This is a genomic window from Gordonia alkanivorans NBRC 16433 (genome assembly GCF_000225505.1).
In the GTDB taxonomy this organism is placed as follows: Bacteria; Actinomycetota; Actinomycetes; order Mycobacteriales; family Mycobacteriaceae; genus Gordonia; species Gordonia alkanivorans.
In genome coordinates, this window is sequence record NZ_BACI01000050.1 from 1 (window position 1) to 25179 (window position 25179).

The window sequence follows — 25179 nt, forward strand, 5'->3', positions numbered from 1 at the left end:
CCCAAACGGGGTCGGCGTCGTCGTTGGTTACGTGGATCTCGTCGTCGAGGTCGGCGAGGTGGACCACCGAATGGTCAGCCAGCGCATGAGTTTTCGGCAGAGCTACGACTCGACCTTCGTGGCGGATGACGTCGAGTCGCAGGCCGCTGGAATCGGCGAAGGGCGGCCGCACCAGTGCGGCGTCGACCTGGCCCTCACGCACCGCGGAGGTCTGGTGCGACCACGGGAGTTCGACCATCTGCACCGTCACGTCGGGTACCCGGCGCCGCAGCTCGTCGAGGATCTCGTGGGTGCGGCTTCCCGTTGACGCCGTCATGAAGCCGATTCGCAAGGTGTGGGACAACTCTCGGCGGTAGCTGTCCACCGCGGCGACAGCCCGGTCCGCTGCCGAGACCGACTCTCTGGCCTCCGCGAGGAACCGTTCACCCGCCGGGGTCGGACGGACGGGGCGTGCCGTCCGGTCGACCAGCTCCGCACCGAGGGACCGTTCCAGCTTCCGGATCTGCTGACTCAGCGATGGCGTGCTGATGTACAGACGCTCCGCAGCGCGTCCGAAATGCCCTTCGTCGACGAGGGCGATCAGGTAGCGCACCAGGTGCAGGTTGAGGGTCACAGGGACAGACTCTATCAAGTGGATGTGATGTAGACCACTAGTCTACGAGCCGCTCATCTGCGATGTTAGGCAAAAGGCTAACGGTAGCGAGTGGATATGTCATGGACGCGACGTTGTGCCGAGGTCGATGATTGACCTCACACCGAAGGTCTGATCAGTCCCGCCGATCGCGGGCTCGGGCATCGGTGCCGGAGATCATTCCGGCCGACTCGCCGCCATCTTTCGCGGCGACTTTCTCACTCCTCGTACGACGGGAAATCATGTCCAATTCTTCAGCACCCAAACGGTCGATCGTCACCGGAGCCGCATCCGGAATCGGGTACGCGATCGCCGAGCGCCTCATCGCCGACGGAGGGTCGGTGGTCGCCTTCGATCTCGACTCCGGTGGTCTGGACGACGCGGCAAAACAGCTCGGCGACAACTACATTGCCCAGCCGGGGAGTGTGACCGACGCGGGCGACATCCAGGCGGCGGTCGCCCGTGCGGAGTCCGACCTCGGCGGCCTCGACAGTCTGTTCAACGTGGCCGGCGCGATCCGTCCTGGTCCGATCACCGACTTGGACGGGGAAACATGGGATTTCACCGTCGACATCGTGCTGCGCGGTGTGTTCCTCTGCACCAAGTACGCGGCGCAGAGCATGATCCGTGCCGGTAACGGCGGATCGATCGTCGTCGTGTCATCGGTCAATGCCCACATTCCGCTGTACGGCGGAAGTGCGTATGCCGCAGGCAAAGCCGGTGCAGACATGTTCGCCAAGAACGCGGCCCTCGAACTGGGGCGCCACGGAATCCGCGTCAACTCGGTCCTGCCCGGTCTCGTCGACACCCCGATGGCCGGCTTCATCCTCGAAAACGAGGGAATCATGGCCGAATTCGACGCCAACGCAGTCCTCAAGCGGCCGGCCAAGCCGTCGGAGCTCGCGGCCCCCGCGGTGTTCCTGGCCTCCGGTGACGCCAGCTACATCACCGGTTCCAGCCTCGTCGTCGACGGCGGTTACGAGATCGGTAGTTACCCAGACCTCAGCAAGTACCTGTGAAGGAGAGAGCACAACAATGAGTACAGCCCACGTTTCCGTTGCCACCCGTACGTCGTATGAGGAGGAGTTCGTCCACATGATGGACGACGTCGACGACCTCATAGACACCCTGGAGAATCCCAAGCACCGCAAGATCCTCATCAACTATCGCAGGCATGGACTGTTGGAGGTCTCCGGTCGCTACGAGGAACTGCTCGCACCCAACATGACCGTCCCGCATCCGCACTACCGGCTCTTCGAAGGTGGGCAGGGGACCATCCTCGACGGGATGGACACGGTTCGCGCCTTCTATCAGCAGCTCGCTGCGATGGACATGCTCGTGATGTGGACGGGAAAGCAGAAGATGGCCGTGCACGACTGGGGCTTCGCCGGAGAGGCCGAGTTCAGCCAGTTCGTGCCGGGTGCGTTGCTCGGCGACAACGTCTTCGATTCGGTGAACAACGATCCGGGCGCACCCTCGTCGTCACAGTACGACGCCGACTCGTTCTACCTTGTCCGCCGGACGCTCGCCTTCTTCTGGCCCTACGACGAGGACGGCAAGATGATCGGCGAGCACGTCTACGAGGACACCGAGTCCAAAGTAGTCACCAAGGTCGGCAACGACGAGGTCATCACCGGCGCGCGCGCCGCCGAACTGTTGGCTCCGATCATCGACAAGTACGGCGTGCCGCAGTGACCGGTTCGAGGGTCTGATTCGCTTCGGTCGACGAGCCGCCGCGGGGGAACCACCCCCGCGGCGGCTCGTCGTGCGGGGTCGTGGGAATCAGCGGTCGATGTCACGCAGCAACCCGATCACCGGCGCGAACTGCTCGAGGACCGGTTCGAGGACAGTGAGGTAGCTGATCCCGGTGCGCTTCCGGAGTTCGACGAGGCGTGCGGCGATGTCGGCGGCGGAGCCGATGAGGACCGACGGTAGGTCGAGGAACTCCTCCGGACTCATCGGCAACTCCCACTTCGCGATGTTCTCCTCGGCGATGCGTCGCGGGTCGTCGGTGACCACGACGATCTGCATCAGCAGGTTCCACTCGACATCGCCGGACCTGGCGCCGGCCGCGTCGCGTGCGAACGCGACCCGTTCGTCGAAGTCCGTGGCCGATAGCGGCTCGAGGTCACCTTTCCGACCGGTGCGCGCCGCGGTGAACCCCACGATGTCGGCGTGCTCGGCGGCCATCCGAAGCACACGGTCGCCGTTGCCGCCGAGAAGCAGAGGCACGCGCCCCTGTACCGGACGTGGGGTGTGCTCGGGGGCGGAGAGCAGTGAGGTCACCCGGGCCACGGTGTCGCCCAGATGGTCGACGCGGCGCCCGGCCGTTGGGAATTCGATTCCGGCCGCCTCGAACTCCTCCTTGACGTAGCCCGTGCCCAGGCCGAGCTCGACACGGCCGTCGGACAGCTGGTCGACGGTCGCCACGTCGCGGGCGAGCAGCACCGGGTTGGTGAATGCCGCGTTGAGGACGAAGGGCCCGACGCGGAGGCGTTCGGTGGCGGCGGCCGTCGCGAGCGCAGGCCAAGGGCTCGGGATGCCCAGGTGGTCCGGGACCAGCAGGACGTCGAAGCCGAGCTGTTCGACGTGTCGCGCGCGGCCTTCCCACGACGCGCTGGAGTCCACTGCGAGCATGTTGACCCCGAACCGGAACGCCCTGGACGCGAGAGACATGTCCTCAACGTAACCAGGGTCGCCGCGGCCGGCCGGGCGAATGCGGTGGCCCCGGTCCGGTGCAACCTTGCACTCGGCAGGGTCGAGTGCTAAAACGGACCTTGGCACTCGCGAGCTGTGAGTGCCAGGTCGGGACGGTGAGATCGGTACCGAATGACACACCGGTCGTCCGTCGCGGGCACCGAGTTCCGGCCATACGAACCTAGTGTCACCCCCTTCGGAGGATCACTTACCCATGGCCAAGCAAATCGCGTTCGACGAAGAGGCCCGTCGCGGCCTCGAGCGGGGCCTCAACAGCCTCGCCGACGCAGTCCGAGTGACGTTGGGACCCAAGGGTCGCAACGTCGTGCTGGAGAAGAAGTGGGGCGCCCCCACGATCACCAACGATGGTGTGTCCATCGCCAAGGAGATCGAGCTGGAGGACCCGTACGAGAAGATCGGTGCCGAGCTCGTCAAAGAGGTCGCCAAGAAGACCGACGACGTCGCAGGTGACGGCACCACCACCGCTACCGTTCTGGCCCAGGCCCTCGTTCGCGAAGGTCTGCGCAACGTCGCTGCCGGCGCGAACCCGCTGGGTCTGAAGCGCGGCATCGAGAAGGCCGTCGAGGCCGTCACCGAGTCGCTGCTGAAGAGCGCCCGGGAGGTCGAGACCAAGGAGCAGATCGCTCAGACCGCAGGCATCTCGGCCGGCGACCCCTCGATCGGCGAGCTCATCGCCGAGGCGATGGACAAGGTCGGCAAGGAAGGCGTCATCACGGTCGAGGAGTCCAACACCTTCGGCCTGCAGCTCGAGCTCACCGAGGGCATGCGCTTCGACAAGGGCTACATCTCGGGCTACTTCGTCACCGACGCCGACCGCCAGGAAGCCGTCCTCGACGACCCGTACATCCTGCTGGTCTCGGGCAAGGTCTCGACCATCAAGGACCTGCTGCCGCTGCTGGAGAAGGTCATCCAGGCCGGTAAGCCGCTGCTGATCATCGCCGAGGACGTCGAGGGCGAGGCCCTGTCGACCCTGGTCGTGAACAAGCTCAAGGGCACCTTCAAGTCCGTCGCCGTCAAGGCTCCGGGCTTCGGTGACCGCCGCAAGGCCATGCTGGCCGACATCGCCATCCTCACCGGTGGCGAGGTCATCAGCGAAGAGGTCGGCCTGTCCCTCGAGGGCGCCGGCGTCGAGCTGCTCGGCACCGCCCGCAAGGTCGTCGTCACCAAGGACGAGACCACCATCGTCGAGGGCGCGGGCGATCCCGACGCCATCGCCGGTCGCGTGGCGCAGATCCGTGGCGAGATCGAGAACAGCGACTCCGACTACGACCGTGAGAAGCTGCAGGAGCGTCTGGCCAAGCTGGCCGGCGGTGTTGCGGTCATCAAGGCGGGCGCGGCCACCGAGGTCGAGCTCAAGGAGCGCAAGCACCGCATCGAAGATGCCGTGCGCAACGCCAAGGCTGCCGTCGAAGAGGGCATCGTCGCCGGTGGTGGCGTGGCCCTGCTGCAGTCGGAGCCGGCCATCGACGCACTCTCGCTCGAGGGTGACGAGGCCACCGGCGCCAACATCGTCCGCGTCGCTCTCTCGGCTCCGGCCAAGCAGATCGCGATCAACGCCGGTCTCGAGCCGGGCGTCGTCGCCGACAAGGTCCTGAACTCGCCCACCGGCACCGGCCTCAACGCCGCCACCGGTGAGTACGAGGACCTGCTGGCCGCCGGCATCAACGACCCGGTGAAGGTCACCCGCTCGGCGCTGCAGAACGCAGCCTCGATCGCGGCTCTGTTCCTCACCACCGAGGCCGTCGTCGCCGACAAGCCGGAGAAGAACGCTGCTCCGGCCATGCCGGGTGCCGACGAGATGGGCGGCATGGGCTTCTGATTCAGAACCCCTAGCTTCACCAGCTCTACATCTCACGAGCCGGCCCACTCCCTTCCAGGAGTGGGCCGGTTTCGTGTGTTGGTTCTCGAGTCGCCGCCGGAATGGTGCGCGGCAGAAGGTTTCACCCAGGTCCTGGAGAAGGTGCACGCCGACTGACCCGTCGTGTGTGAACAGTCGGGTTTGGGTATGGCACTCCGGATGCAGACGTTCCTCGTGGCAAGACTCTCGCTCCACATCTCCGGCGCGTCCGGTGGACCGGCACGGTGGCACGGTCATCGGTGATCCCGCCGGCGCTCCTGCAGAATCCGCGGCGGATGTTCCCGGGGCCGGTGGACGCCTAGGAAACGCCACGCCCGCCGACGACACGCCGCGGGTCGTCCGACCGGTCGAATTCTTGTGCGTGCATGTGCCGAAGGCGATGAGACATTCGTCGAATCCGATCTCCAACGTCGGTGACGCGATTTGCAGAATGCCCGGTCACAACGTTTTTGGCCGAGTGAGGACGGTCGTCCTAATGATCACGAACTCGTGATTGTGGATTGCTATTCGCGATTGCGTTCTCGAGGATTCGTGTCGGAATCGCTGAACAAACCGATGCTGTCGTCGCGGGTGAGTATGGTCGCGAATGTATTCGGATCGATACCCGAGCGTTGGAAATCTGTTGTCCGGGCAGGTTCCACGCGTCGACATATGAAGGGACGATGATGTCCGTGACGAGCGGCAACCTCCATCGCCGTACGGTCCAGGCGTTCATCGCATTCGTCGTAGCCGTTGTCTCGATTGGCTTTTCCGTGACAGCGACGGCGGACACGGGGGCCAAGTCCAAGCGGGCCGACCGGCTCGCGGAAGCGATGGCCGAGGGGCGGGCCCTTGACCTGACTGTGCACTCGACGTCGATGAACCGTGATGTGCCGATCCGGATTCTCGTCGCGGCCGACAGGTCGGTGCCCCGGCCCACGCTTTATCTGCTCAACGGATCCGGTGGTGGGGAGGGTGATGCACACTGGTTCGCCCAGACCGACATCGTCGAATTCGCCGCCGACAAGAACGTGAACATCGTCGTTCCGATGAGTGGCGGATACAGCTATTACACGGATTGGGTGAAGGTCGATCCGGTCTTGGGCCGTAACAAGTGGACGACATTTCTGACCCAAGAGCTGCCCCCGGTCATCGACGCGAAGCTGAACGCTACCGGGGCCAACGCCATCGCGGGGATCTCGATGGCAGGAACATCGGTGCTCGCCCTGGCCGAGGCGGCGCCGGAGCTGTATCGCGGGGTCGCGTCCTACAGCGGATGTGCCGAGACCACCACCAGGCTCGGCCAGTTGGCCGTCCAGGCGGTGGTCGGCGGGAACGGCGGGGACATCACCAACATCTGGGGACCCCTCGATGCGCCCGGCTGGCGTGCTCACGACCCAGTGGTCAACGCCCACAAACTCCGTGGCAAGGCGATTTATGTCAGCAGCGGCACCGGCATGCCCGGAAGGCACGATCACCTGGCAAACGAGGCGATCGACGGTGACGTGGTTGAGTACGCCAGGATCGTCGGCGTAGGCGGCCCTCTCGAGGCGGCGACCTACTACTGCACGCAGAACCTCGACAAGAGGCTCAAGCAGCTACGCATCCCCGCGACGATCGACTACGAGCCCGGGACGCATTCGTGGCCGTACTGGCAGGACCAGCTGGCCAAGTCGTGGCCGATGCTCGAGCGCGCTCTGACCCGCTGATCTGCCGGCTGGACGCCGGTGAGGCGTGTTCATCTGCGACGATGAGTCGCGTGACTGTGACACCCGGTGCGCCGAGCCCGATCGGCAGCCTCCCGAATCTGCGTGACCTCGGCGGCTGGCGGACCGCCGACGGGCGAGTGGTGCGTTCCGGGTTGCTGTTCCGGTCGACGGACTTCTCGTCGCTCACCGACTCCGATGTCGCCGCCCTCGAGAGCCTCGGCCTGCGCACGGTGTACGACCTCCGTTCGGTGCACGAGAGGGAGGCCATCCCGGACCCGTCCCTGCCCGACGTCACCGAGGTCGGGCTCGACGTGCTCGCCGACGCGCAGATGTCGATCCCGGCCAACATCGGTGCCGTACTCGCTGATCCGGCCGTGGTCGCCCAGGCCGACAAGGTCCTGGCCGGGGGTAAGGCGCGGGAGATGATCTCGGGTACCTACCGCGAGATGATCACCCTGCCGAGTGCCACGGCCGCCTACTCGGAGTTCTATCGCGGGCTCCTCGGCGACGCGCCGAGCCCGATCCTCTTCCACTGCACGACCGGCAAGGACCGCACCGGTTGGGCCGCCGCGGCATTCCTCACCCTGGTCGGGGTGGGTGAAGAGGACGTCTACCGCGACTACCTGCTGACCAACGAGCGCCTCATCCCGGCGCTGAGGCACATCTTCGACGGCTTCGCGGCCGCGGGCGGCGACCCGCAACTTCTCGTCGGCGTGCTCGGCGTCGACGCGGGATACCTCGACGCGGCCTTCGATGAGGTGCGGACCAGATACGGCGGCATCGAGGGGTACTTCAGCGAGGCGCTCGGTATCGGTACCCGCGAGCAGGACAAGATCCGCGAACGTTTCCTCGTGGAGGCCTGACCCGGGTCCACCGGAAGACGATGCGCGTGGTCATGCCGTGTGCGACCACGGTCTGCGTACCCGGTCGGACACGCCTCCCGGGCGATCGGGCTATGTATAGTTGCATAGACCACCCGGACGAGATGAAGGAGCAGGTCATGGCGCCGCATTCCGCCGAATCCGTCATCTCCGGATCGGATGAGCGTGGTCCGCGTGAGCGGATGATCGTCCATGCCGCGGACCTGATCGGTCGCGACGGTGTCGCCGCGACCTCGATCGGCGACGTCATCTCCGCGAGCGCCGCGCCTCGCGGGTCCATCTACCACCACTTTCCCGGCGGCAAGACGCAGCTCATGACCGAGGCGGTCCAGTACGCGGGAGACTTCATCGCCGAGCGGCTCGCGCGCCGGGTTACGCTCACCCCCGCCGAGACGGTTCGCGAGATCGGCGGCGTGTGGCGGCGCATGCTGGTCAACACCGACTTTCAGTTCGGCTGCCCGGTCATGGCCGGCGGCCTGGCGCGTCGCGGCGAGCCCGAGGTGGCCGACGCCGCCGCCGAGATCCTCCGCCGCTGGGCCGATCTGATCACCGCCCGGCTCGTCGTCGACGGTGTGGACAGCGAGCGCGCCGATTCGCTGGCGAACCTGATCGTGGCCGCCATCGAGGGGGCGGTCGCACTCTGTCAGACGCAGCGCAGCGTCGAACCGCTCGATCGGGTCATCGCCGAACTGGCCGCCCTCTGCGACGCCGCGGTCTACCGGTAGGCATTCCCACCGGTTCTGGCGAACCCGCAGACCTGGTCATCTGTACGTCGTTGGCTTGCGGCGGGCTCCGTAGTAGGTTCACGGTGGCGCCACCTCGGTGGCAGTACGCCGTGTGAACGACGCTGGGCCGAGTTCGGGAGGGGACACGATGACGCCGGTCTTCCGGCATGAGCTGGGCTCGGACTTCGACCGCCTCCACCCCAACGTCGCATGGCGTTACGGCATCGACTCCACCTCCGGGGTCGCCCAGATCTGCCACGGCATGTACGAGTCGGTGTACGTGTCCTCGGTCCTGCCCCCACCGGCTCTCTGGCACTACGCCAAGCGGAACGCCCTGCCGTCCAAGACCAGTCGGATGGTCCCGTTCACCCAGGCCTACTACTGCTACGTCGATGAACTCGAGCGCGAGTCCCTCGCGGTACTGCGGACCTTCCGGTACACGACCGGCCCGCGCAAGCTCAACTCCCTCCTCGTCGCGGGACGCAGCGGACTCGTCGACTACTTCGGCGACGGACCCGAGTTCCTCTATCCGATCGAGCCGTCGGTGACCCCGGCCGGCGAGCTGCTCCTCGAGAGCGGACCGATGCGCTGGCTGGGGCGCGGACCGAAGGTGGGCATGAAGGGCCTCTTCACCGCGCAGATGAAATACATCGAGGGGTGGGACGAGAAGCGCGAACGCTTCCGCTGTGACATGACGGTTCGCAATCCGGTCATCGGCGAGATCATGCATTTCCGAGGATGGTTCACGGCGGCGGACCAGGCGTGCACACTCCGCGACATCCCCGACGAGGCGTGGCCGGTGAACCTCGTCGACCGGGAGAGCTGATCCCCGTCGAGGCGCGAGCTGGGTGAACCTGGTCACCCGACCAGGACGAATCCCGACGGCGCACGGTTCGGTGTGTGCCCGCGGAGGCCGGACGGTAGGTTCACCCCATGGCTGTCTCCGCGAACATCGAATTCCACATCGCCGCCCCGGTCTCGGTGGTGATGGAAGTACTCATGGACATCGAGTCCCTCCCCGAGTGGTCGGGCCCCCACAAAGAGGCCGAGATCATCGACGAGCACGACGACGGCGCACCGAGGACCGTGCGCATGGTGGTCACCGCGGCGGGTATCTCCGACGAACAGACCTGTACGTACGAGTGGACCGACACGACCTGCGAATGGCGCCTGATCAAGTCGAATCAGCTCAGTGAACAGCGCGGCAAGTACACCGTCACCGCGACCGACACCGGTTCGCACGTGCACTTCGACCTGGAGGTCGATCTCAAGATCAAACTGCCCGGATTGATCGTCAAGCGCGCCCAGAAGATGGCCGTCGACACCTCGCGCAAGGGGCTCACCGCCGAAGCCGAGAAGCGCGCCGCCGGCTGAGCAAACCGCGCCCGAACCGGGTCGCCGTCATCCGGACGGTGTCGACCCGACGATCCCCCGGGTGGCCCGCGCGGACCGCGGGTACCCTGGGATCGTCATCAGCCCAGCCGTTGCACCATGGAGGCCAAATCCCTTGAAAATGAACAAATTTGCCGTCCGGGCGTTGGTCTTCCTCGCCGGTGGCGCCGGTTGTGTCGCATTCGCCGGGTTGTCCGGTGAGGGTGTCGCATCGGCTGTTCAGTGCACGGCGTCGAACGGGCAACAGATCGAACGGGTCGTAGGTGCGAGCGGTTGCGGCGCCAAGGCCGGATTGGGTAGCCGCGCGACCGCCGAGGACCGCAGTGGCAACGGCACGGCCATCTCCGTGTCGGACAACGGCGGCAACGCCTCGTCGTACAACCTGCAGCCGGGCTCGTCGGCCCTCGCAGGTGCCAACTCGCGCGGCGTGGCGTACTCGGTGACCACCGGTCCCAAGGCGCTGTCGATCGCGCAGGCGCGGCGCGGCGGCACCACGGTGGCGGTCGGCGGCTGGGGTGGCCAGGCCTACGCCGGACCCGACGGCGCGGTGTGCAGCGGCGGCTTCGCGGCGGCCTTCGATTCGGTTACCGGTAAGGCCTGCCTGCATTCGGGTTCCATCGATCTGCGCAACTGACCGGTCGGCTCGTCCACCGATCTGAGACCAAACCCGCCCGACGCGGCGCGTCGTTCACCGGCGCGTCGGGCGTGGTCCACCCGGTCGTCCTATCGTTGGGATCGTGACCGATCTACACGACGCAGACCCCCACGTCGGCCCGGACTTCAGTGTCCTGAACGGCCGAGAGGCACTTCAGCAACTCGTCGACCTGCACGATGTCACCCAGTTCACCGTGAACGACGACGATGACGACGACCCCGTCCTGCTGACGCTGCCGCATCGCAACGTGGTCGACACCTGGCGTCAGGACTACCCGTACTCCGAGCGCATGAGCCGGCGCGAGTACGAGGTCACCAAACGTCGCCTGCAGATCGAGTTGCTCAAGCTCCAGAAGTGGTCCAAGCAGACCGGGCAGCGCCACCTGCTGGTCTTCGAGGGTCGTGACGCCGCCGGCAAGGGCGGCACGATCAAACGCTTCAACGAACACCTCAACCCGCGTGGTGCTCGCGTGGTCGCCTTGGAGAAGCCGAGCGAGCGCGAGGCGACCGAGTGGTACTTCCAGCGCTACGTCCAGCACCTGCCGGCCGGTGGCGAGATGGTCTTCTTCGACCGGTCCTGGTACAACCGGGCCGGCGTCGAACGCGTCATGGGTTTCTGTAATCCGCAGCAGTACACACAGTTCATGTCGCAGGTCCCGGCCTTCGAGAAGATGCTCGTCGACGACGGCATCAACCTGGTGAAGTTCTGGTTCTCGGTGACCCCGCTCGAGCAGCGCACGCGGTTCGCCATCCGCCAGATCGATCCCGTCCGGCAGTGGAAGCTCTCGCCGATGGACCTCGCCTCGCTCGACAAATGGGACGCCTACACCGAGGCCAAGGAGGCGATGTTCGCCGCCACCGACACCGACCACGCGCCGTGGACGGTGGTGAAGTCCAACGACAAGAAGCGTGCCCGCATCAATGCGATGCGGTACGTGCTCAGCCTGTTCGAGTACGACGGCAAGAACCACGACTTCGTCGGTCGACCGGATCCGCTGATCGTCGGGCGTGCCGCGGACGTCGTCGGGGAGTAGCAGTCGGGGCTCGGTAGCCTCGTGGGGTGCGAAGCTTTCTGAGTGCTCTGATGACGCTCGTCGCGATGGCGGCGACCGTGCTCGCGGTCCCGGCTCTGTGGCTGGACCTGCGTATCGTCGACCAGGACGGATTCGTCTCCACCGTCGCGCCGATGGCCGAGAACCAGAAGGTGAAGGACTACCTCGCCGACGAGATCGCCGCCCAGGCCACCGCCCGCACCGATCTCCCGATCGCGGGTGCGCTGGTGCGTCCGCTGGCCGCGACGTACACCGACAGCGAGCAGTTCCGGCTCGACTTCGCCGATGTGGTCGGCCAGCAGCACGCCTGGCTGTTCACCGAACCCGCACCGGGTGAGGACACGTCCGTCATGCAGCTCGACATCACCGCGATGATCAACCGGGCGCTCAATCTGACCGGCACCCCGAACGAGATCTCGGGACCGGTCGTCGTCGAATTGACCAACGGGGCTTCGGGTCTCGAGGCCGGTAGATACGCCGAGGTCGGCAGCCAGATCACCATGCTAGCCCGGGGTGCGGCGGCGGTCGCGGTCATCGCCGGACTCCTCGCCCTTCTGCTCGCGCACCGGCGCAGCACGGTCTTCGCCTGGCTCGGGCTGGGCGCTGCCGCGGCCGGGGTCGCGAGCTGGGTCATCGGCCTGTTCTTCGCCGACCGCGCCAAGCAGGAGGTCGCGGGTGCCGAATCATCGGGTCGGCAGGTGGCCGAGCTGATCATCGACGGGGCCTACTCCGACCTCACCCAGGTCGCGCTGATCGTCGGCGGGGTGGGCGTCGCGATGGTCGTTGTCGGGCTCATCGGCCGGATGGTCTTCGCGGGCCGGCGCTGAGCCGTCCCGCTCCCTCCAGCCGCGAGCGAAGCGAGCCTCTCAGTGCCCGGCGAAGGCCTCGGCGAGCCACCAGGATCCGCCGTCGTTCGTGATCTTGGCGTCGATGACCAGCGGGCCGGACGGTTCGGGGGAGTCGAGTGAGGCGACCCAGCGTCGAACCTCGTCGAGGTCGTCGAACCCGGTGACCGTCACGCCCGTCGCGCCGTGGCCGCGGGCGATGGCGGCGATGTCGGTCTCGGGGAAGGTCACCGTCGTCATGTCGGCGTCGCCGAAATGGTGTACCTCGGCGCCGTACGCGGAGTCGTTGTAGACGATCACGACGAGCGGAAGTGCCAGGCGGACGGCGGTTTCCAATTCGGAGATCGCCATCAGGAAACCGCCGTCACCGGTGCCGAGGACAGGCAACCGGGCGGGTTGGGCGATCGCCGCGCCGATGGCCGTGCCCAGTCCGACGCCGATCGACTGGAATGCCTGGGTGAAGCAGAAGCCGAACTCGTCGGGCACCGACAGATGCGTCGACGGGTACCCCATGAAATTGCCCGAGTCGATGGACAGGATGCGGTCGGCAGGCAGGATCTCGTCGAGAGCAATGCTCAACGCGCGCGGATCGATTCGGCCGTCGACAGGCTCGGCGGTGACCGGGACGTCCTGCCACCGCGCCGACGCGGCGATCCGTTCGGCCACATCATCGGTCCGGTATCCGTTGTGCGACAGCGGATCACCGGAAAGTGCGGCGAGCGCGTCGGCAGCGGTTGCTGCGCAGTCTCCCACCACGCCGACGTCGACCGGGCGGTGCGCGCCGATCGCCTCGACCTCGACATCGACCTGGGCCACCACGGTCTGGTCGCCGATGAGCCGGCCGTGCCGCATCGTCCACATGTTGAGCGCGCATCCCCACCCGACGATGAGGTCGGCGCCGGCGATGAGCTCCGCGGTCGTCGGCGACGAGAAGCCGCCGGAGATGCCCAGCGAGAACGGATTTCCGGCGAAGAGGCCGTTGGCGACCGCCGACGTGGCGAGCAGCGCACCACTTGCCTCCGCGAGCTCCGCGATCTGCGGACCGGCCTCACGACCGCCCCGTCCGGCGACGAAGACCGGCCGGCGGGCCGCGCGAATCGCCGCGACGAGGGTTTCCGCCGACGCGGCGTCGGGCCGGATCCGCGGTGCCCCGAACGAAGCGGCGACCGGCCCGGGCACCTCGACCGGTGCCGCGGCCACGTCGATCGCGATGTTGAGCACGACGGTCCGGCGCTGGGTCACTGCGGTCCGGTACGCCCGGGTCACATCGGCGACCACGGTGTTCGGGCCGTAGACGCGGTCGCTCACCGCGCCCACGCTCGTCGCCAGTTCGTCCTGGTCGATCCGGAAGTTCGACTGCAGCGCGGCAGCCGGGGCGTCGGCGGTCAGCACGATCATCGGGGTACGACTCTTCGCCGCCTCGCCGATGCCGGTGACCGCGTTGGTCAGACCGCAACCCTGGTGCACCGTCAGCACACCCACCCGTCCAGACATGCGCGAGTAGGCGTCGGCCATGGAGGCCGCGCCACCCTCGTGGCGTGCCGCGGTGAATCCGACCCCGCCGGCGCGCAGCGCGTTGGTCATGACGAAGTTGCCGCTGCCGACGACCCCGAACGCGTGACCGACGCCCAGATCGGCGAGAACACGGCCCGCGACGTCGGCGACCGTCGGGCCGTACGTTGTCGCTGAGGCCGTCACGCCGATCAGCTCTCGACGATGGCCAGCACCCGCGACGGGCTGCCGGTACCGCCGACGATCGGGAGCGGACTGACGACGATCACGGCACCGGTGGCGGGCAGCGCACCGAGGTTCCGCAGCGAGGTGAGGCCGTACTTGTCGTTTCCGAGGAAGTGGTAGTGGACGGGGAAGGCCGGCTCGAAACCACCTGCGAGACCTGCGTCGACACCGACGGTCTCGACGCCGAGTCCGGTGATCTGCCGCTGCACGGCCAGCCACTCGGCGCATTCGACCGAGACGCCCGGGGTGTGCGAGCCGGTCTCGTCGGCGTTGAGGAACTCCGCTTCCGACCCACCTCGTGATTCCCATCCGGTGCGCAGCAGGAGCCAGGCACCCGGCAGCAGTTCGCCGTGCTCGGCCTCCCATGCTTCGACGTCGGCGACCTCGAGCAGATAGTCGGGGTTGTCGGCGACCTTCGCGGTCAGGTCGAGGACGGCTGCCGGACCGATCAGCCGCTGCACGGGGATCTGGGAGACGTCGTCACCGTCGCGACCGCTGATCCAGTGGATCGGTGCGTCGAGGTGGGTGCCGATGTGCTCGCCGGTGTGGATGTTGTTGTGCCGCCAGTATGGTCCGGGTTCGTTGTAGGCGCTGACCTCTTCGAGGCTGAAGTCGATCAGGTTCGCGAACGGGGCCGGCAACCGCAGGGCTGGGGTCGAACTCGACAGCGGGGTGGTCAGGTCTATCACCCGGAGGGATCCGTCGGCGAGGCCGGTGAGGAAACCGGGCAGGGCGGTGGCGGTCACTTGCGCGCGCCCCGCCAGTTCATGCCCCAGCCGTAGGCCTCGTCGATCTTGTCCTGAGCGCCTCGGATGTAGCGCACCTCGCGGTTGATCACCAGTTCGCCGCCGCGGTTCTCGAGCAGCGCGATGGCGCAGGAGATCGCGGACTGGTCGGCCTCGTCGAGTCGGACCTCGATCTGCGGTCCGCTGACCGGCGACAACGTGACGACGCCGTTGGCGCTGGCCCAGTTCGGCGTGCCCTCGTAGATGTAGGCGAAGATCAGGATTCGACGGATTCGGTTCGTGGCGGCGAGGTCGATGTACATGTTCTCGCCGCCGGCGCCGCTCCGGTCATCACCGTCGAGGTAGATGATCGGCTCCCCGTCGCGGGGAGCCCGGAACGAATTGCCCAGGGCCTGGACGATTCCCTTGCTGCCGTCGGTGAATTCCCACAGGCAGGCGAGGTCGAGGTCGATGCCCTTGGCCTTGCGGAAGAAGCCGCCGCCGGAGGAGTTCGCGGTCCAGCTGAGGTTGACGCGCACCTGACCGGTGGCCGCGCCCTGCTTGCTCAACGAGATGCTCGGCGCCGACTTGGTCAGCGTGATCTTGGAGAGCGACACCGGCTGGGCCGGCGGCTGCTGGCCGTGACCCGGAGCCGGAGGCTGTGCGGGCGGTTGCGGGGGTTGGGCTTTCGGGCGCTTGGTGTAGTCGATCCCCATCAGGTTTCCTCATCTCGTCGTGGGCGGCATCGTTGTCGGTCGCGGTGATCTGCTGCCCAGGGTAGTGGAGCTGCGACCTCAATCCGCCTGAGGAGCGAGCGTCCGCCACAGGAACTCGAACGCGAGCGCGGACTTGAACGCTGCCTGTTTGTTGTCCGCGGCGCCGCCGTGGCCGCCCTCGATGTTCTCGTAGTAGAGAACCTGGTGACCGCTTTCCTCCAGCCGCGCAACGAGTTTGCGGGCGTGGCCGGGATGGACGCGGTCGTCGCGGGTGGACGTCGTGACCAGGATCGGCGGGTACGAGGCGCCGGGATCGATGTTCTGGTATGGCGAGAACGGCTTCATGAACTCCCACTGTTCGGGATCGTCGGGGTCGCCGTACTCGGCCACCCACGACGCGCCGGCGAGGAGCAGGTGATAGCGCTTCATGTCGATCAGCGGGACCTGACACACCAACGCGCCGAAGAGTTCCGGGTATCGGGTGAGCATGACGCCCATGAGGAGTCCGCCGTTGGAACCGCCCTGTGCGCCCAGCTGTTCCGGAGTGGTGAGGCCCCCGTCGACGAGGGCACGTGCCACGGCGGCGAAGTCCTCGTACACCTTGTGGCGTCCGGCCTTCTGCGCCTGCGTGTGCCACGACGGACCGTATTCGCCACCGCCGCGGATGTTCGCGATGACGTAGATGCCGCCGCGCTCGATCCAGTTCTTGCCCGATAACGAGAGGTAACTGGGTGTGAGCGAGTTCTCGAACCCGCCGTAGCCGTAGAGCAGGGTGGGACCGCTGGTCACCTCCCGTCGACGGATCACGAAGTAGGGAATCTGTGTTCCGTCGTCGGAAGTGGCGAAATGCTGCTCGGCGATCACCGATTCGGAGTCGAAGTACGTCGGGCTGCGCTTGATGACCTCCGGCGCGGTCCCGTTGCTGTGCAGGAGGCTCGGCGGATCGGTGAACGAGGTGGCCATCCAGAACACCTCGTCACTCTCGTCCGGATCGGTGTCGAGCACGGACACGGTGGCGAGGCCCGGGAGGCCCGGGAAGTCGATGACCTCCCAGCTGCCGAGCTTGCGCACCTCGACCATGGTGTGCACGTCGTGCAGCGTCACGATGATGAGTTGCGAACGCGTGTAGGCATAGTCGACGAGACTCGTGTGGGCATCCGGGGTGAACAGCACGGTCGGCTCGCGGCCACCGGCCCGGTAGTCGTCGTAGTCGAAGGCCAGCAGGGTGCCCGGCGCATGGGTCGTACCGTCGACCGTCCACTCCGACCGCGTCATCACCAGCAGCCAGTTCATCCGCACACCGGCGTGGGCATCGGTCGGGACGTCGATGAGTTCCGTTTCGCCGTCGCGTAATTCGAACATGAGCGAGTTGAAGAAGTCCGTCGAACGCAAGATGAAATGTCGCTCGAAGCCGGGGGTGTCGTCGTAGATCGCGTGCACCGACACGTCGCTCTTCTCGCCGGCGAAGACGGTGGTCGCGGCCTCCAGCGGGGTGCCCCGCGACCAGCGTTTGACCACGCGGGGATAGCCGGAGTCGGTCAACGACCCGACGCCGTCCGGTTGATCGCCGAAATCGGTTCCGACATAGACGGTGTCGCGGTCGATCCAGCGCACACTCGACTTGTTCTCCGGCAAGGAGAAGCCGTCGGTGATCCACTGCCGCGTCGGGATGTCGAACTCGCGGATCACGCTCGCGTCGGCACCGCCCCGCGACAGCGAGACCAGCGCGCGTTCGTACTCGGGACGGAGCACCGTGGCCCCCGACCACACCCAGTTCTCGTCCTCGGTGCGCGCGAGTTCGTCGACGTCGAGGATGATCTCCCACTCGGGCGCATCGGTCACGTAGGACTCCAGCGTCGTCCGCCGCCAGAGCCCGCGGGGATTGGTCGCGTCGCGCCAGAAGTTGTAGAGGAACCCACCGCGACGCCGGACGAACGGAATCCGGTCGTCGGTGTCGAGGATCGCCAGCGCCGACGCCTCCATGTCGCGGAAGCGGTCCGACGACGAGAGCTTCTCGACGGTCGGGTCGTTGTGGGAGCGTACCCAGGCCAGCGCGTCGTCGCCGGTGACGTCCTCGAGCCAGAGGAACGGATCGTCGGTGTCGGTGCTGGTGGAGATGCCGTCGGCGTGCTCGGTCATGGCGTCCAACTTACGCGGGACGGGTGCAGGTCACCGCCGGTGCGGGACCCGCCCTCGTCACGTCTGTGCCCATCCAGGCCGAAATCGTGCCGGTGGACCACGGAATGTGCACGTCAGGGCGTCTTCGCGGTATCTTTCTCCGCGAGGATGAGGAGATCCGCATGCCCACTACCGATTCGGTCCCTGTCCGACGCTCCGGCCCCGACACCGACTCCGCCGCGGGGCGACAATCACGATGGCGCGGCCCGGGATGGGGACGCGTGTCACTCGCGGCCTGCTCGGCCCTGTCGGTGATCGCCCTCGTCGCTGCGTGCGACACGGCCTCGTCCGGCACCGGCAACCCGCCGACCGAACCGTCGGGGGCGTCGGCGCTGGTGAACCCGAACGCCGTGGACGCGATGCCGCTACCCGACGGTGCGGTGGACAAAGCGGTCGGGCAGCTCGACGGGCTCGCCGAGTCGTTGATGTCGTCGACGGGTCTGCCCGGACTCGCGGTGGCGGTGGTGTCGGGCGGAGAGACGAAGTATGCGAAGGGGTTCGGGGTCAAGGACCTGACGACCGGGCAGAAGGTCGATCCGAACACGGTCTTTCAGCTCGCGTCTGTGTCGAAGTCGGTCGGATCGACGGTGGTCGGCGCGGCGGTCACCGACAAGACGGTTGCCTGGGGCATGCCGATCGTCGAGGGGCTGCCCTGGTTCGCGCTCGCCGAACCGTACGTCACCCGGACCGTGACCGTCGGCGACATGTACTCGCACCGATCCGGTCTGCCCGATCACGCCGGCGACAAGCTCGAGGACATGGGCTACTCGCAGACCGAAATCCTCCAGCGGCTTCGGTTCATGCCTCTCGACCCGTTCCGGATCAGCTACGCGTACACCAACTTCGGTGTCACCACCGGTGGTGAGGCAGTCGCCGCGAAGGCGGGCAAGGACTGGCCGACGCTGTCGCAGGACCTCATCTACGGGCCGCTGGGCATGACCAGCACCAGTTCCCGCTACGCCGACTTCGAGAAGCGGGCCGACCGAGCCGTCGGGCACATCAAGATCGACGGCAAGTGGGCCAAGACCGACATCCCCCGTGACCCCGACGCCCAGTCGCCGGCCGGCGGGGTGAGCTCCACGGTCAACGACATGGCCGTCTGGCTGAAGATGGTTCTGGCGCAGGGCAAGCACAACGGCGCCGAGATCGTCGCGCCGGACGCCCTGCTGCCGGCGGTCTCTCCGCAGATCGTGTCCAACCCGCCGGCGTCGCCGGACGACCGTGCCGGGTTCTACGGGCACGGCTTCAACGTCGGCGTCACCACCGATGCGCGCACCCAGTTCAGCCATGCCGGCGCCTTCGCCTCGGGTGCTGGAACCTCGTTCTCGATCCTGCCGTCCGCGGACACGGCGATCGTGGTGCTGTCCAACGCCGCACCCATCGGGGCGGTCGATGCACTCGCCGCGGAGTTCATGGATCTCGTGCAGTTCGGTGAGATCCGCAGCGACTGGCGTGCGCTGTACGCCAAGGCATATGCGCCGCTGAGTGTGCCCAGCGGCGACCTCGTCGGAAAGCAGGCACCGGCGAATCCTGCTCCGGCCCAGCCGTTGCCGACATTCGTCGGCACATATGCCAACGCAGTCTACGGACCGGCCGAGGTCGTCGAACGGGACGGCAAGCTGTTCCTCGAGATGGGTCCCGGTGGAGTCCGCAAACACGAACTCGCACACTGGGATCGGAACATCTTCACCTTCACCCTGCACGACGAGAACGCCGAACTCGGCAGCATCTCCCAGGTGACCTTCGACGGCCCGAAGATGACGATCGAGTACTACGACGACGAAGAGAGCGACGGGGTCTTCCTGCGCAGCTGAGGCCGGTTCAGCGGCCCGTCCGGCCGTCGACGCCCTCGCGGATGATGTCGAGATGGCCTGCGTGGCGGGCGGTCTCCTCGATCATGTGGGTCAGCGCCCACCGCATCGACGGTGAGGATCGTCGGCCGGCGGCCCTGGGCGCGGGCTCGCCGAGGTCAGCGTAGGCCTCGATGACCGCGTTCGCCTCGGCCACCGCCTGCCGGTAGCCGGCCTGGATGCCGGGCACCGTATCCGACTCCCCGCAGGTGAACGTCGCCTTCCAGTCGGCGGTGTCCTCGCCGAGGAAGAAGAACCGTTCGACGAAGGTCAGGTGCCGCACCAGCCCGAGGAGGTTGGTGCCCGACGGCACGGCGGCTGCGCGCGCGTCGGCCTCGTCGACACCGTCGAGTTTCGACACCGCCGACGAGCGCAGGTAGTCGAGGAAGCCGACGAGAACTTCCTTCTCCGTTCCGCCGGTCGCCGGCGGCGGTGTGTCCTTGCGGCGAGGAGCCATGGGGTCACCATAGGCGGGAGCACGGCGCACTTGTCGCGTATCGGTGCGGTCGGCGCCACGACACGCGACAGCTACCGCGGCGTCAGCTGGCCGGGCCGCTCACCGACGACGAGACCGCGAGGGGATCGGGCACCTCGCCGGTGCGGATCGGGCACCGCGTGTGCGAGTAGATCGTCGGCATGCAGAGGTTGCAGTGCACGCACTTCGACGTCGTCGACGGGTCTGCGGCGATCCGCAGCGGCAGATCCGGCTCACGGAGGACCGCCCGGCCCATCGCCATGAATTCGAACCCCTCGGCCATCGCGGTGTCCATCGAGGCCCGGTCGGTGATTCCGCCGAGCAGGATCATCGGCAGGTCGACGGCCTTCCGCAGTTCCCGCGCGAGCGGCAGCAGGTAGCCGTCGTGGTACTGATAGTGCTTGAGGAAGATCGGCGCGAAAGCCTTGAGCCCGTACTTCATCGGACCGGAGAAGGCGGCGGCGAACTCCTTGCGCGGCGCCTCGCCGTGGAACAGGTACATCGGGTTGAGCAGCGAGCTGCCCGCGGTGGGTTCGATGGCGTCGAGATGGCCGTCGGACTCCAGCAGCTGCGCCACCTGGCAGGCCTCGTCGACGTTGAAGCCGCTGAGCTTGGCGCGGCCCTTCGTTCGTGCCTCCGGCGACCGTTCGATGTCGGGCTTGCCGACGCCGTCGTAGGTGTTGAGCTTCACCCAGATCGCGGCCTCGTCCCCGACCTCCTCACGCACGCTCTCGACGACCTCGCGTGCCATACGCGCGCGGTTGACCAGGCTGCCGCCGTACCCGTCGCGGCGGTGGTTGAGCAGGGGAGACAGGAAGCTGGAGATGAGATAGTTGTGGCCGCAGTGGATCTCGAGCCCGTCGAAGCCGGAGTCGACGGCGATGCGGGCGGCCTGCCGGAACTTCACCCGCAGCTCGGCGATGTCGGAGACGCTCGCCTTGTGGGTCAACGACATCCCCATCGGCGCGGGGATTCGGCCCGGACCCCAGGCCTTGGCACGGTTCGACACCGAGTTCGCGACCGCGCCGGCGTGGCCGAGCTGTGCGGCGGCGAGTGCGCCTTCGGAGTGGATGGCGTCGGTCAGCTTGCGCAGTCCGGGCATCGCCTCGGGACGCATCCAGATCTGGTGGCGGTCGGTGCGGCCCTCCGGTGAGACCGCGCAGTAGGCGACGGTGCTCATCGCGACACCGCCGGCCGCGACCTCACGGTGGAACTCGACGAGTTCGTCGGTGACGAGCGCGTCGGGCGTCATGCCCTCGAAGGTGGCGCACTTGATCAGTCGGTTCCGCAGGGTGAGCGGGCCGAGCTGTGCTGGGCTGAACGGTCCGGCGTCGGGGCTGTCCACGTCGGTTCCTCTCAATCGGTTTCTTGTTCGGACGGGCTGGGGTCTGGTGGCGCCGACAGTCCCGCGGTGACGAACCCCGCGAGGGCGTCGACGGCCTGGGCGTCGAGTGGCTCGGAGCTGCCGAAGCGCAGGAGGATCAGCTGGAAGGCGAGTGCCCAGCGGCGCCGTGCCGCGCGGGAGGGCAGTCCGGGGATGGCGTCGAGCAGGAGGTCGGCGAACGGATCGAGGCCGAACCACCGGGCGGTCCAGCCGACCGTCGGGTGGGTCAGCACGAACCGCGACAGCAGGCGCAGGTGTAGGTGCCCGGTCGGATCGCACTGGAGATCGACGAACGGCGCGAGCAAGACGTCGACGACGTGGCGCACCGAATCGTTCTCGGGATCGATCGAGGCCAGCGCGTCTGCCCAGCACGGTGCCAGCCGGGATTCGAGAAGGGCGATGGTCAGATCGTCCTTGGTCCCGAAGTGGTAGTGCACGGCCGCGGGGTTTGCGTCGGCGGCGGCGCAGATCGCGCGGACCGACACCTTGTCGTAGCCCTCGGCCAGGAACAACCGTTCGGCGACGACGAGCAGGGTCTCGCGGGTACCGGGCGAGCCGGTCCCGGACGGCGTCGCGTCGGTGGTCTGGGTCACAGTGGGATGGAACCACAGATCAAACAGCGTTTCAAACAGTGATTGAAATCGTGGTGGTGTTACCAGGGAGTAGCGGGACGGACTGCGACGGACCATCGACGGGACGTAGGGTGGCAGGCGTGGCTGAACACTTTCAAACAGTTGTATTGGGTGCAGGTCCAGGTGGGTACGTAGCCGCGATCCGGTCGGCTCAACTGGGCATGAAAACCGCTGTCATCGAGGAGAAGTACTGGGGCGGTGTGTGTCTCAACGTCGGATGTATCCCGTCCAAGGCGTTGCTCCGTAATGCCGAACTGGCACACATCTTCAATCACCAGGCCAAGACCTTCGGCATGAGTGGCGACGTGTCCTTCGACTTCGGCGCGGCGTTCGACCGCAGCCGCAAGGTCTCGGACGGCATCGTCAAGGGCGTCCACTACCTGATGAAGAAGAACAAGATCACCGAGATCGACGGTTACGGCGTGTTCACCGATGCCAAGACCATCAAGGTCCGCGGCGGAGACGCATCTGATTCCACAGATCAGGAGATCACCTTCGACAACGTCATCATCGACACCGGCTCGACCGTGAAGCTCCTGCCGGGCGTCGAATTGTCGGAGAACGTGGTCACCTACGAAACCCAGATCCTCACCCGGGAGCTGCCCGAATCCATCGTCATCGTCGGCGCGGGTGCCATCGGTATGGAATTCGGCTACGTGCTCGCCAACTACGGCGTCGACGTCACCATCGTCGAGTTCCTCGACCGCGTCCTGCCGAACGAGGACGCCGACTCGTCGAAGGCCGTCGCCAAGGAATACAAGAAGCTCGGCGTCAAGCTGCTCACCTCCACCAAGGTGCAGTCGGTCACCGACAACGGCGACAGCGTCACCGTCAGCTACAAGGACGCCAAGGACAAAGAAGGCGAGCTGACCGTCGACAAGGTCCTCATGTCCGTCGGTTTCGCCCCCCGCGTCGAGGGTTTCGGTCTGGAGAAGACCGGCGTCGAACTCACCGATCGCGGCGCGATCGCCATCGACGACCACATGCGCACCAATGTCGAGGGCATCTACGCCATCGGTGACGTCACCGCCAAGCTGCAGCTCGCCCACGTTGCCGAAGCGCAGGGTGTGGTGGCTGCCGAGACCATGGCCGGCGCCGAGACGATGACCCTGGGCGATTACCGCTTCCTGCCGCGTGCCACCTTCTGCCAGCCGCAGGTCGCGTCGTTCGGTCTCACCGAGGCGCAGGCCAAGGACGAGGGCTACAACGTGAAGGCCACCACGTTCCCCTTCACCGCCAACGGCAAGGCGCAGGGTCTCGGTGAGACCGCGGGCTTCGCCAAGCTGGTCACCGACGCCGACACCGACGAGCTGCTCGGCGGCCACGTGGTGGGTGACGGTGCGTCCGAGCTGCTCCCGGAGATGACGCTGGCCCACAAGTGGGATCTCACCGCCAAGGAGTTGGCCCGCAACGTGCACACCCACCCGACGATGTCGGAGGCGCTGCAAGAGACTTTCCACGGCGCGATCGGGCACATGATCAACCTGTAGAAGTCCACTTCGCAAAGTGAGGGATTCGTGCCGGAAAAACGGTATGAATCCCTCATTTTGTTTGCGTGGTTCCGGCGAGTGGCAATTTCGTGCCTATTCCGAGGAACAAATCTGCGCATGAATGCGGGACCCGGTGTGAGGTTCTCCCTCGGATGCCGGGAAAAGAATGAATACACGGTATAACCAAAAGTCATGACCACAACGATCCTTCACAATGCTCGCCTGATCGACGGGACCGGCGCCGACCCGATCGCCGACGCGGTCGTCGTGATCGACGATGGCAAGATCGCCTACGCCGGTGCGGCTTCCGGTGCCCCGCAGATCGACGAATCGGCGAAGCCGGTGAAGGTGGATGTCGGGGGCAACACCGTGACCCCCGGGTTCTTCGACTGCCACGTGCATCTCTCGCTGCCGGGCACCAAGGGCTCGCCGATCATGGCCGCGATGGTGCCGGCGTCGTACCGTTTCTTCGAGCTCATCGACCGGCTCAAGACCACCATCGAGGCCGGTGTCACCACCGTCCGCGACCTCATGGGTGTCGACGTGGGCGTCCGCGACGCCGTCGCCCACGGTCTGGTCGCCGGCCCGCGTCTGCTGGTCGCCGACAAGATGCTCAGCCAGACCGGTGGTCACGCCGACTTCCACATCCCGTCGGGCCTCAGCGGAACCGGCCTGATCGGCGGTGAGCTGGTCGACACCGTCGACGAGGCGCGCAAGGCCGTCCGCGAGCTGCTCCGCAGCGGCGTCGACGTCATCAAGGTCGCCTCCAGCGGCGGTGTCTCCTCGCCCAGCGACGATCCGGACTGGCTGGGTGCCCGCACCGAGATCGTCGCCGCGCTGGTCGAGGAGGCCGAGAACTACGGCGGACGCAAGGTCGCCGCGCACGCGATCGGTTTCCTCGGTATCCAGGCCGCCGTCCAGGGTGGCGCGCACTCCATCGAGCACGGGTACGCACTCACCGACGAACTCCGGACGGAGATGGTCGAGCGCGGTCAGTTCCTGGTCCCCACTCTGATCGAGACCCTGAAGCCGGACACCGCGACGCCGCAGGCGGTCGCCAAGTCCGAGAAGTGGCACAAGCTGGCTCACGAGTCCATCGCGGCGTCGGTCGAGGCCGGGATCAAGGTCGCCGTCGGCACCGACGCCGGTCTGGTCCCCGACCACGGTGCCACCCTCGGCGAGCTCGGCTGCCTGGTGAAGTTCGGTGGCATGACCCCGATGCAGGCGATCGTCGCCGGCACCAAGACCTCCGCCGAGCTCTGCGACGTCGCCGACAAGCTGGGCACCCTGGAGGCGGGCAAGCTCGCCGACGTCGTCGTCGTCAAGGGTGATCCGCTCGCCGACATCGACTCGCTCGCCGACCACGACAACATCCTTCTGGTCCTCAAGGAGGGCAAGACCGCTTCCAACCGTGGCGGTTACGCGGTCTGATCGGTTTCGACCGACGCATCTCGCGAGAGCCGTCCATTCGCTGAACGACAGACGAATAGGACGCACGTCAGCGAGTGCATTCTCGGAGAATTCGACGAGAAACGGACTGCGCGGGGG

The 25179-nt window shown here is 66.7% G+C and carries 23 protein-coding genes; 14 read left to right on the top strand and 9 right to left on the bottom strand.

Annotated elements, in window-relative coordinates:
- Positions 1–613: LysR family transcriptional regulator (locus GOALK_RS07975; protein ID WP_006358293.1), on the bottom strand; the 613-nt coding region annotated here is incomplete at its 3' end.
- A 260-nt stretch (positions 614–873) separates the two neighbouring features.
- Between GOALK_RS07975 and GOALK_RS07980 the strand changes: the two genes are divergently transcribed.
- Both GOALK_RS07980 and GOALK_RS07985 read left to right on the top strand, forming a co-directional pair.
- Positions 874–1650 carry an SDR family NAD(P)-dependent oxidoreductase gene (locus GOALK_RS07980; protein ID WP_035752063.1) on the top strand — a complete coding sequence of 259 codons (777 nt, stop codon included), beginning with the start codon at positions 874–876 and terminating at the stop codon, positions 1648–1650.
- Positions 1651–1666: 16 nt separating this feature from the next.
- Complete coding sequence (locus tag GOALK_RS07985) at positions 1667–2326, top strand: hypothetical protein (RefSeq protein ID WP_006358295.1); 660 nt, start codon at positions 1667–1669, stop codon at positions 2324–2326.
- Between the two features lie 87 nt (positions 2327–2413).
- Here the strand turns inward: GOALK_RS07985 and GOALK_RS07990 are convergent, their stop codons facing one another.
- A complete protein-coding gene (locus tag GOALK_RS07990) occupies positions 2414–3307 on the bottom strand; it encodes a TIGR03621 family F420-dependent LLM class oxidoreductase (protein ID WP_006358296.1) in 894 nt (297 codons plus the stop codon).
- A 235-nt stretch (positions 3308–3542) separates the two neighbouring features.
- Here GOALK_RS07990 and groL point away from each other — a divergent pair, with 235 nt between their 5' ends.
- From groL to GOALK_RS08035, 9 genes are all read left to right on the top strand, one after another.
- Complete coding sequence (gene groL / locus GOALK_RS07995; RefSeq protein ID WP_006358297.1) at positions 3543–5168, top strand: chaperonin GroEL; 1626 nt, start codon at positions 3543–3545, stop codon at positions 5166–5168.
- A 701-nt stretch (positions 5169–5869) separates the two neighbouring features.
- Entirely contained in the window at positions 5870–6895 is a 1026-nt protein-coding gene (locus tag GOALK_RS08000) for an alpha/beta hydrolase (RefSeq protein WP_006358298.1), read from the top strand.
- A gap of 50 nt (positions 6896–6945) precedes the next feature.
- The gene (locus GOALK_RS08005; RefSeq protein ID WP_006358299.1) at positions 6946–7758 is read left to right on the top strand and encodes a tyrosine-protein phosphatase; all 813 of its coding nucleotides are present in this window, start codon (positions 6946–6948) and stop codon (positions 7756–7758) included.
- A gap of 137 nt (positions 7759–7895) precedes the next feature.
- Positions 7896–8501: a TetR/AcrR family transcriptional regulator gene (locus tag GOALK_RS08010; RefSeq protein WP_006358300.1), complete on the top strand. Its 606-nt coding sequence runs from the start codon at positions 7896–7898 to the stop codon at positions 8499–8501.
- A 148-nt stretch (positions 8502–8649) separates the two neighbouring features.
- A complete protein-coding gene (locus tag GOALK_RS08015; RefSeq protein ID WP_006358301.1) occupies positions 8650–9327 on the top strand; it encodes a DUF4166 domain-containing protein in 678 nt (225 codons plus the stop codon).
- Between the two features lie 107 nt (positions 9328–9434).
- Positions 9435–9875, top strand: coding sequence for an SRPBCC family protein (locus GOALK_RS08020; protein ID WP_006358302.1), 441 nt, complete (start codon positions 9435–9437; stop codon positions 9873–9875).
- A gap of 133 nt (positions 9876–10008) precedes the next feature.
- A complete protein-coding gene (locus tag GOALK_RS08025) occupies positions 10009–10527 on the top strand; it encodes a DUF6764 family protein (RefSeq protein WP_035752055.1) in 519 nt (172 codons plus the stop codon).
- A 103-nt stretch (positions 10528–10630) separates the two neighbouring features.
- On the top strand, positions 10631–11581 hold the full coding sequence (gene ppk2 / locus GOALK_RS08030; RefSeq protein ID WP_006358304.1) for a polyphosphate kinase 2: 951 nt from the start codon (positions 10631–10633) through the stop codon (positions 11579–11581).
- A gap of 50 nt (positions 11582–11631) precedes the next feature.
- Positions 11632–12426 carry a hypothetical protein gene (locus GOALK_RS08035; RefSeq protein ID WP_006358305.1) on the top strand — a complete coding sequence of 265 codons (795 nt, stop codon included), beginning with the start codon at positions 11632–11634 and terminating at the stop codon, positions 12424–12426.
- A gap of 39 nt (positions 12427–12465) precedes the next feature.
- On the opposite strand, the gene GOALK_RS08040 is transcribed toward GOALK_RS08035, so the two are convergent.
- From GOALK_RS08040 to GOALK_RS08055, 4 genes are all read right to left on the bottom strand, one after another.
- Positions 12466–14142, bottom strand: coding sequence for a thiamine pyrophosphate-binding protein (locus tag GOALK_RS08040; protein WP_006358306.1), 1677 nt, complete (start codon positions 14140–14142; stop codon positions 12466–12468).
- Positions 14143–14147: 5 nt separating this feature from the next.
- A complete protein-coding gene (locus GOALK_RS08045) occupies positions 14148–14927 on the bottom strand; it encodes a cyclase family protein (RefSeq protein WP_006358307.1) in 780 nt (259 codons plus the stop codon).
- Entirely contained in the window at positions 14924–15622 is a 699-nt protein-coding gene (locus GOALK_RS08050) for a TerD family protein (RefSeq protein ID WP_006358308.1), read from the bottom strand. Before GOALK_RS08050 ends, GOALK_RS08045 begins: the two co-directional genes overlap by 4 nt.
- Before the next feature lie 78 nt (positions 15623–15700).
- Complete coding sequence (locus GOALK_RS08055; RefSeq protein ID WP_006358309.1) at positions 15701–17761, bottom strand: prolyl oligopeptidase family serine peptidase; 2061 nt, start codon at positions 17759–17761, stop codon at positions 15701–15703.
- 260 nt (positions 17762–18021) lie between these two features.
- Here GOALK_RS08055 and GOALK_RS08060 point away from each other — a divergent pair, with 260 nt between their 5' ends.
- Entirely contained in the window at positions 18022–19614 is a 1593-nt protein-coding gene (locus tag GOALK_RS08060) for a serine hydrolase (RefSeq protein WP_035752130.1), read from the top strand.
- A 7-nt stretch (positions 19615–19621) separates the two neighbouring features.
- On the opposite strand, the gene GOALK_RS08065 is transcribed toward GOALK_RS08060, so the two are convergent.
- The 3 genes from GOALK_RS08065 to GOALK_RS08075 all read right to left on the bottom strand — a co-directional run bounded on the left by GOALK_RS08065 (position 19622) and on the right by GOALK_RS08075 (position 22102).
- Complete coding sequence (locus tag GOALK_RS08065; RefSeq protein ID WP_035752049.1) at positions 19622–20107, bottom strand: DinB family protein; 486 nt, start codon at positions 20105–20107, stop codon at positions 19622–19624.
- A gap of 82 nt (positions 20108–20189) precedes the next feature.
- A complete protein-coding gene (locus GOALK_RS08070) occupies positions 20190–21470 on the bottom strand; it encodes an NADH:flavin oxidoreductase (RefSeq protein ID WP_006358312.1) in 1281 nt (426 codons plus the stop codon).
- Between the two features lie 11 nt (positions 21471–21481).
- Complete coding sequence (locus GOALK_RS08075) at positions 21482–22102, bottom strand: TetR/AcrR family transcriptional regulator (RefSeq protein WP_035752045.1); 621 nt, start codon at positions 22100–22102, stop codon at positions 21482–21484.
- 119 nt (positions 22103–22221) lie between these two features.
- Here GOALK_RS08075 and lpdA point away from each other — a divergent pair, with 119 nt between their 5' ends.
- Positions 22222–23631: a dihydrolipoyl dehydrogenase gene (lpdA, locus tag GOALK_RS08080; RefSeq protein WP_035752043.1), complete on the top strand. Its 1410-nt coding sequence runs from the start codon at positions 22222–22224 to the stop codon at positions 23629–23631.
- Positions 23632–23823: 192 nt separating this feature from the next.
- Positions 23824–25062: a metal-dependent hydrolase family protein gene (locus GOALK_RS08085; protein WP_006358315.1), complete on the top strand. Its 1239-nt coding sequence runs from the start codon at positions 23824–23826 to the stop codon at positions 25060–25062.
- Positions 25063–25179 lie beyond the last annotated feature (117 nt).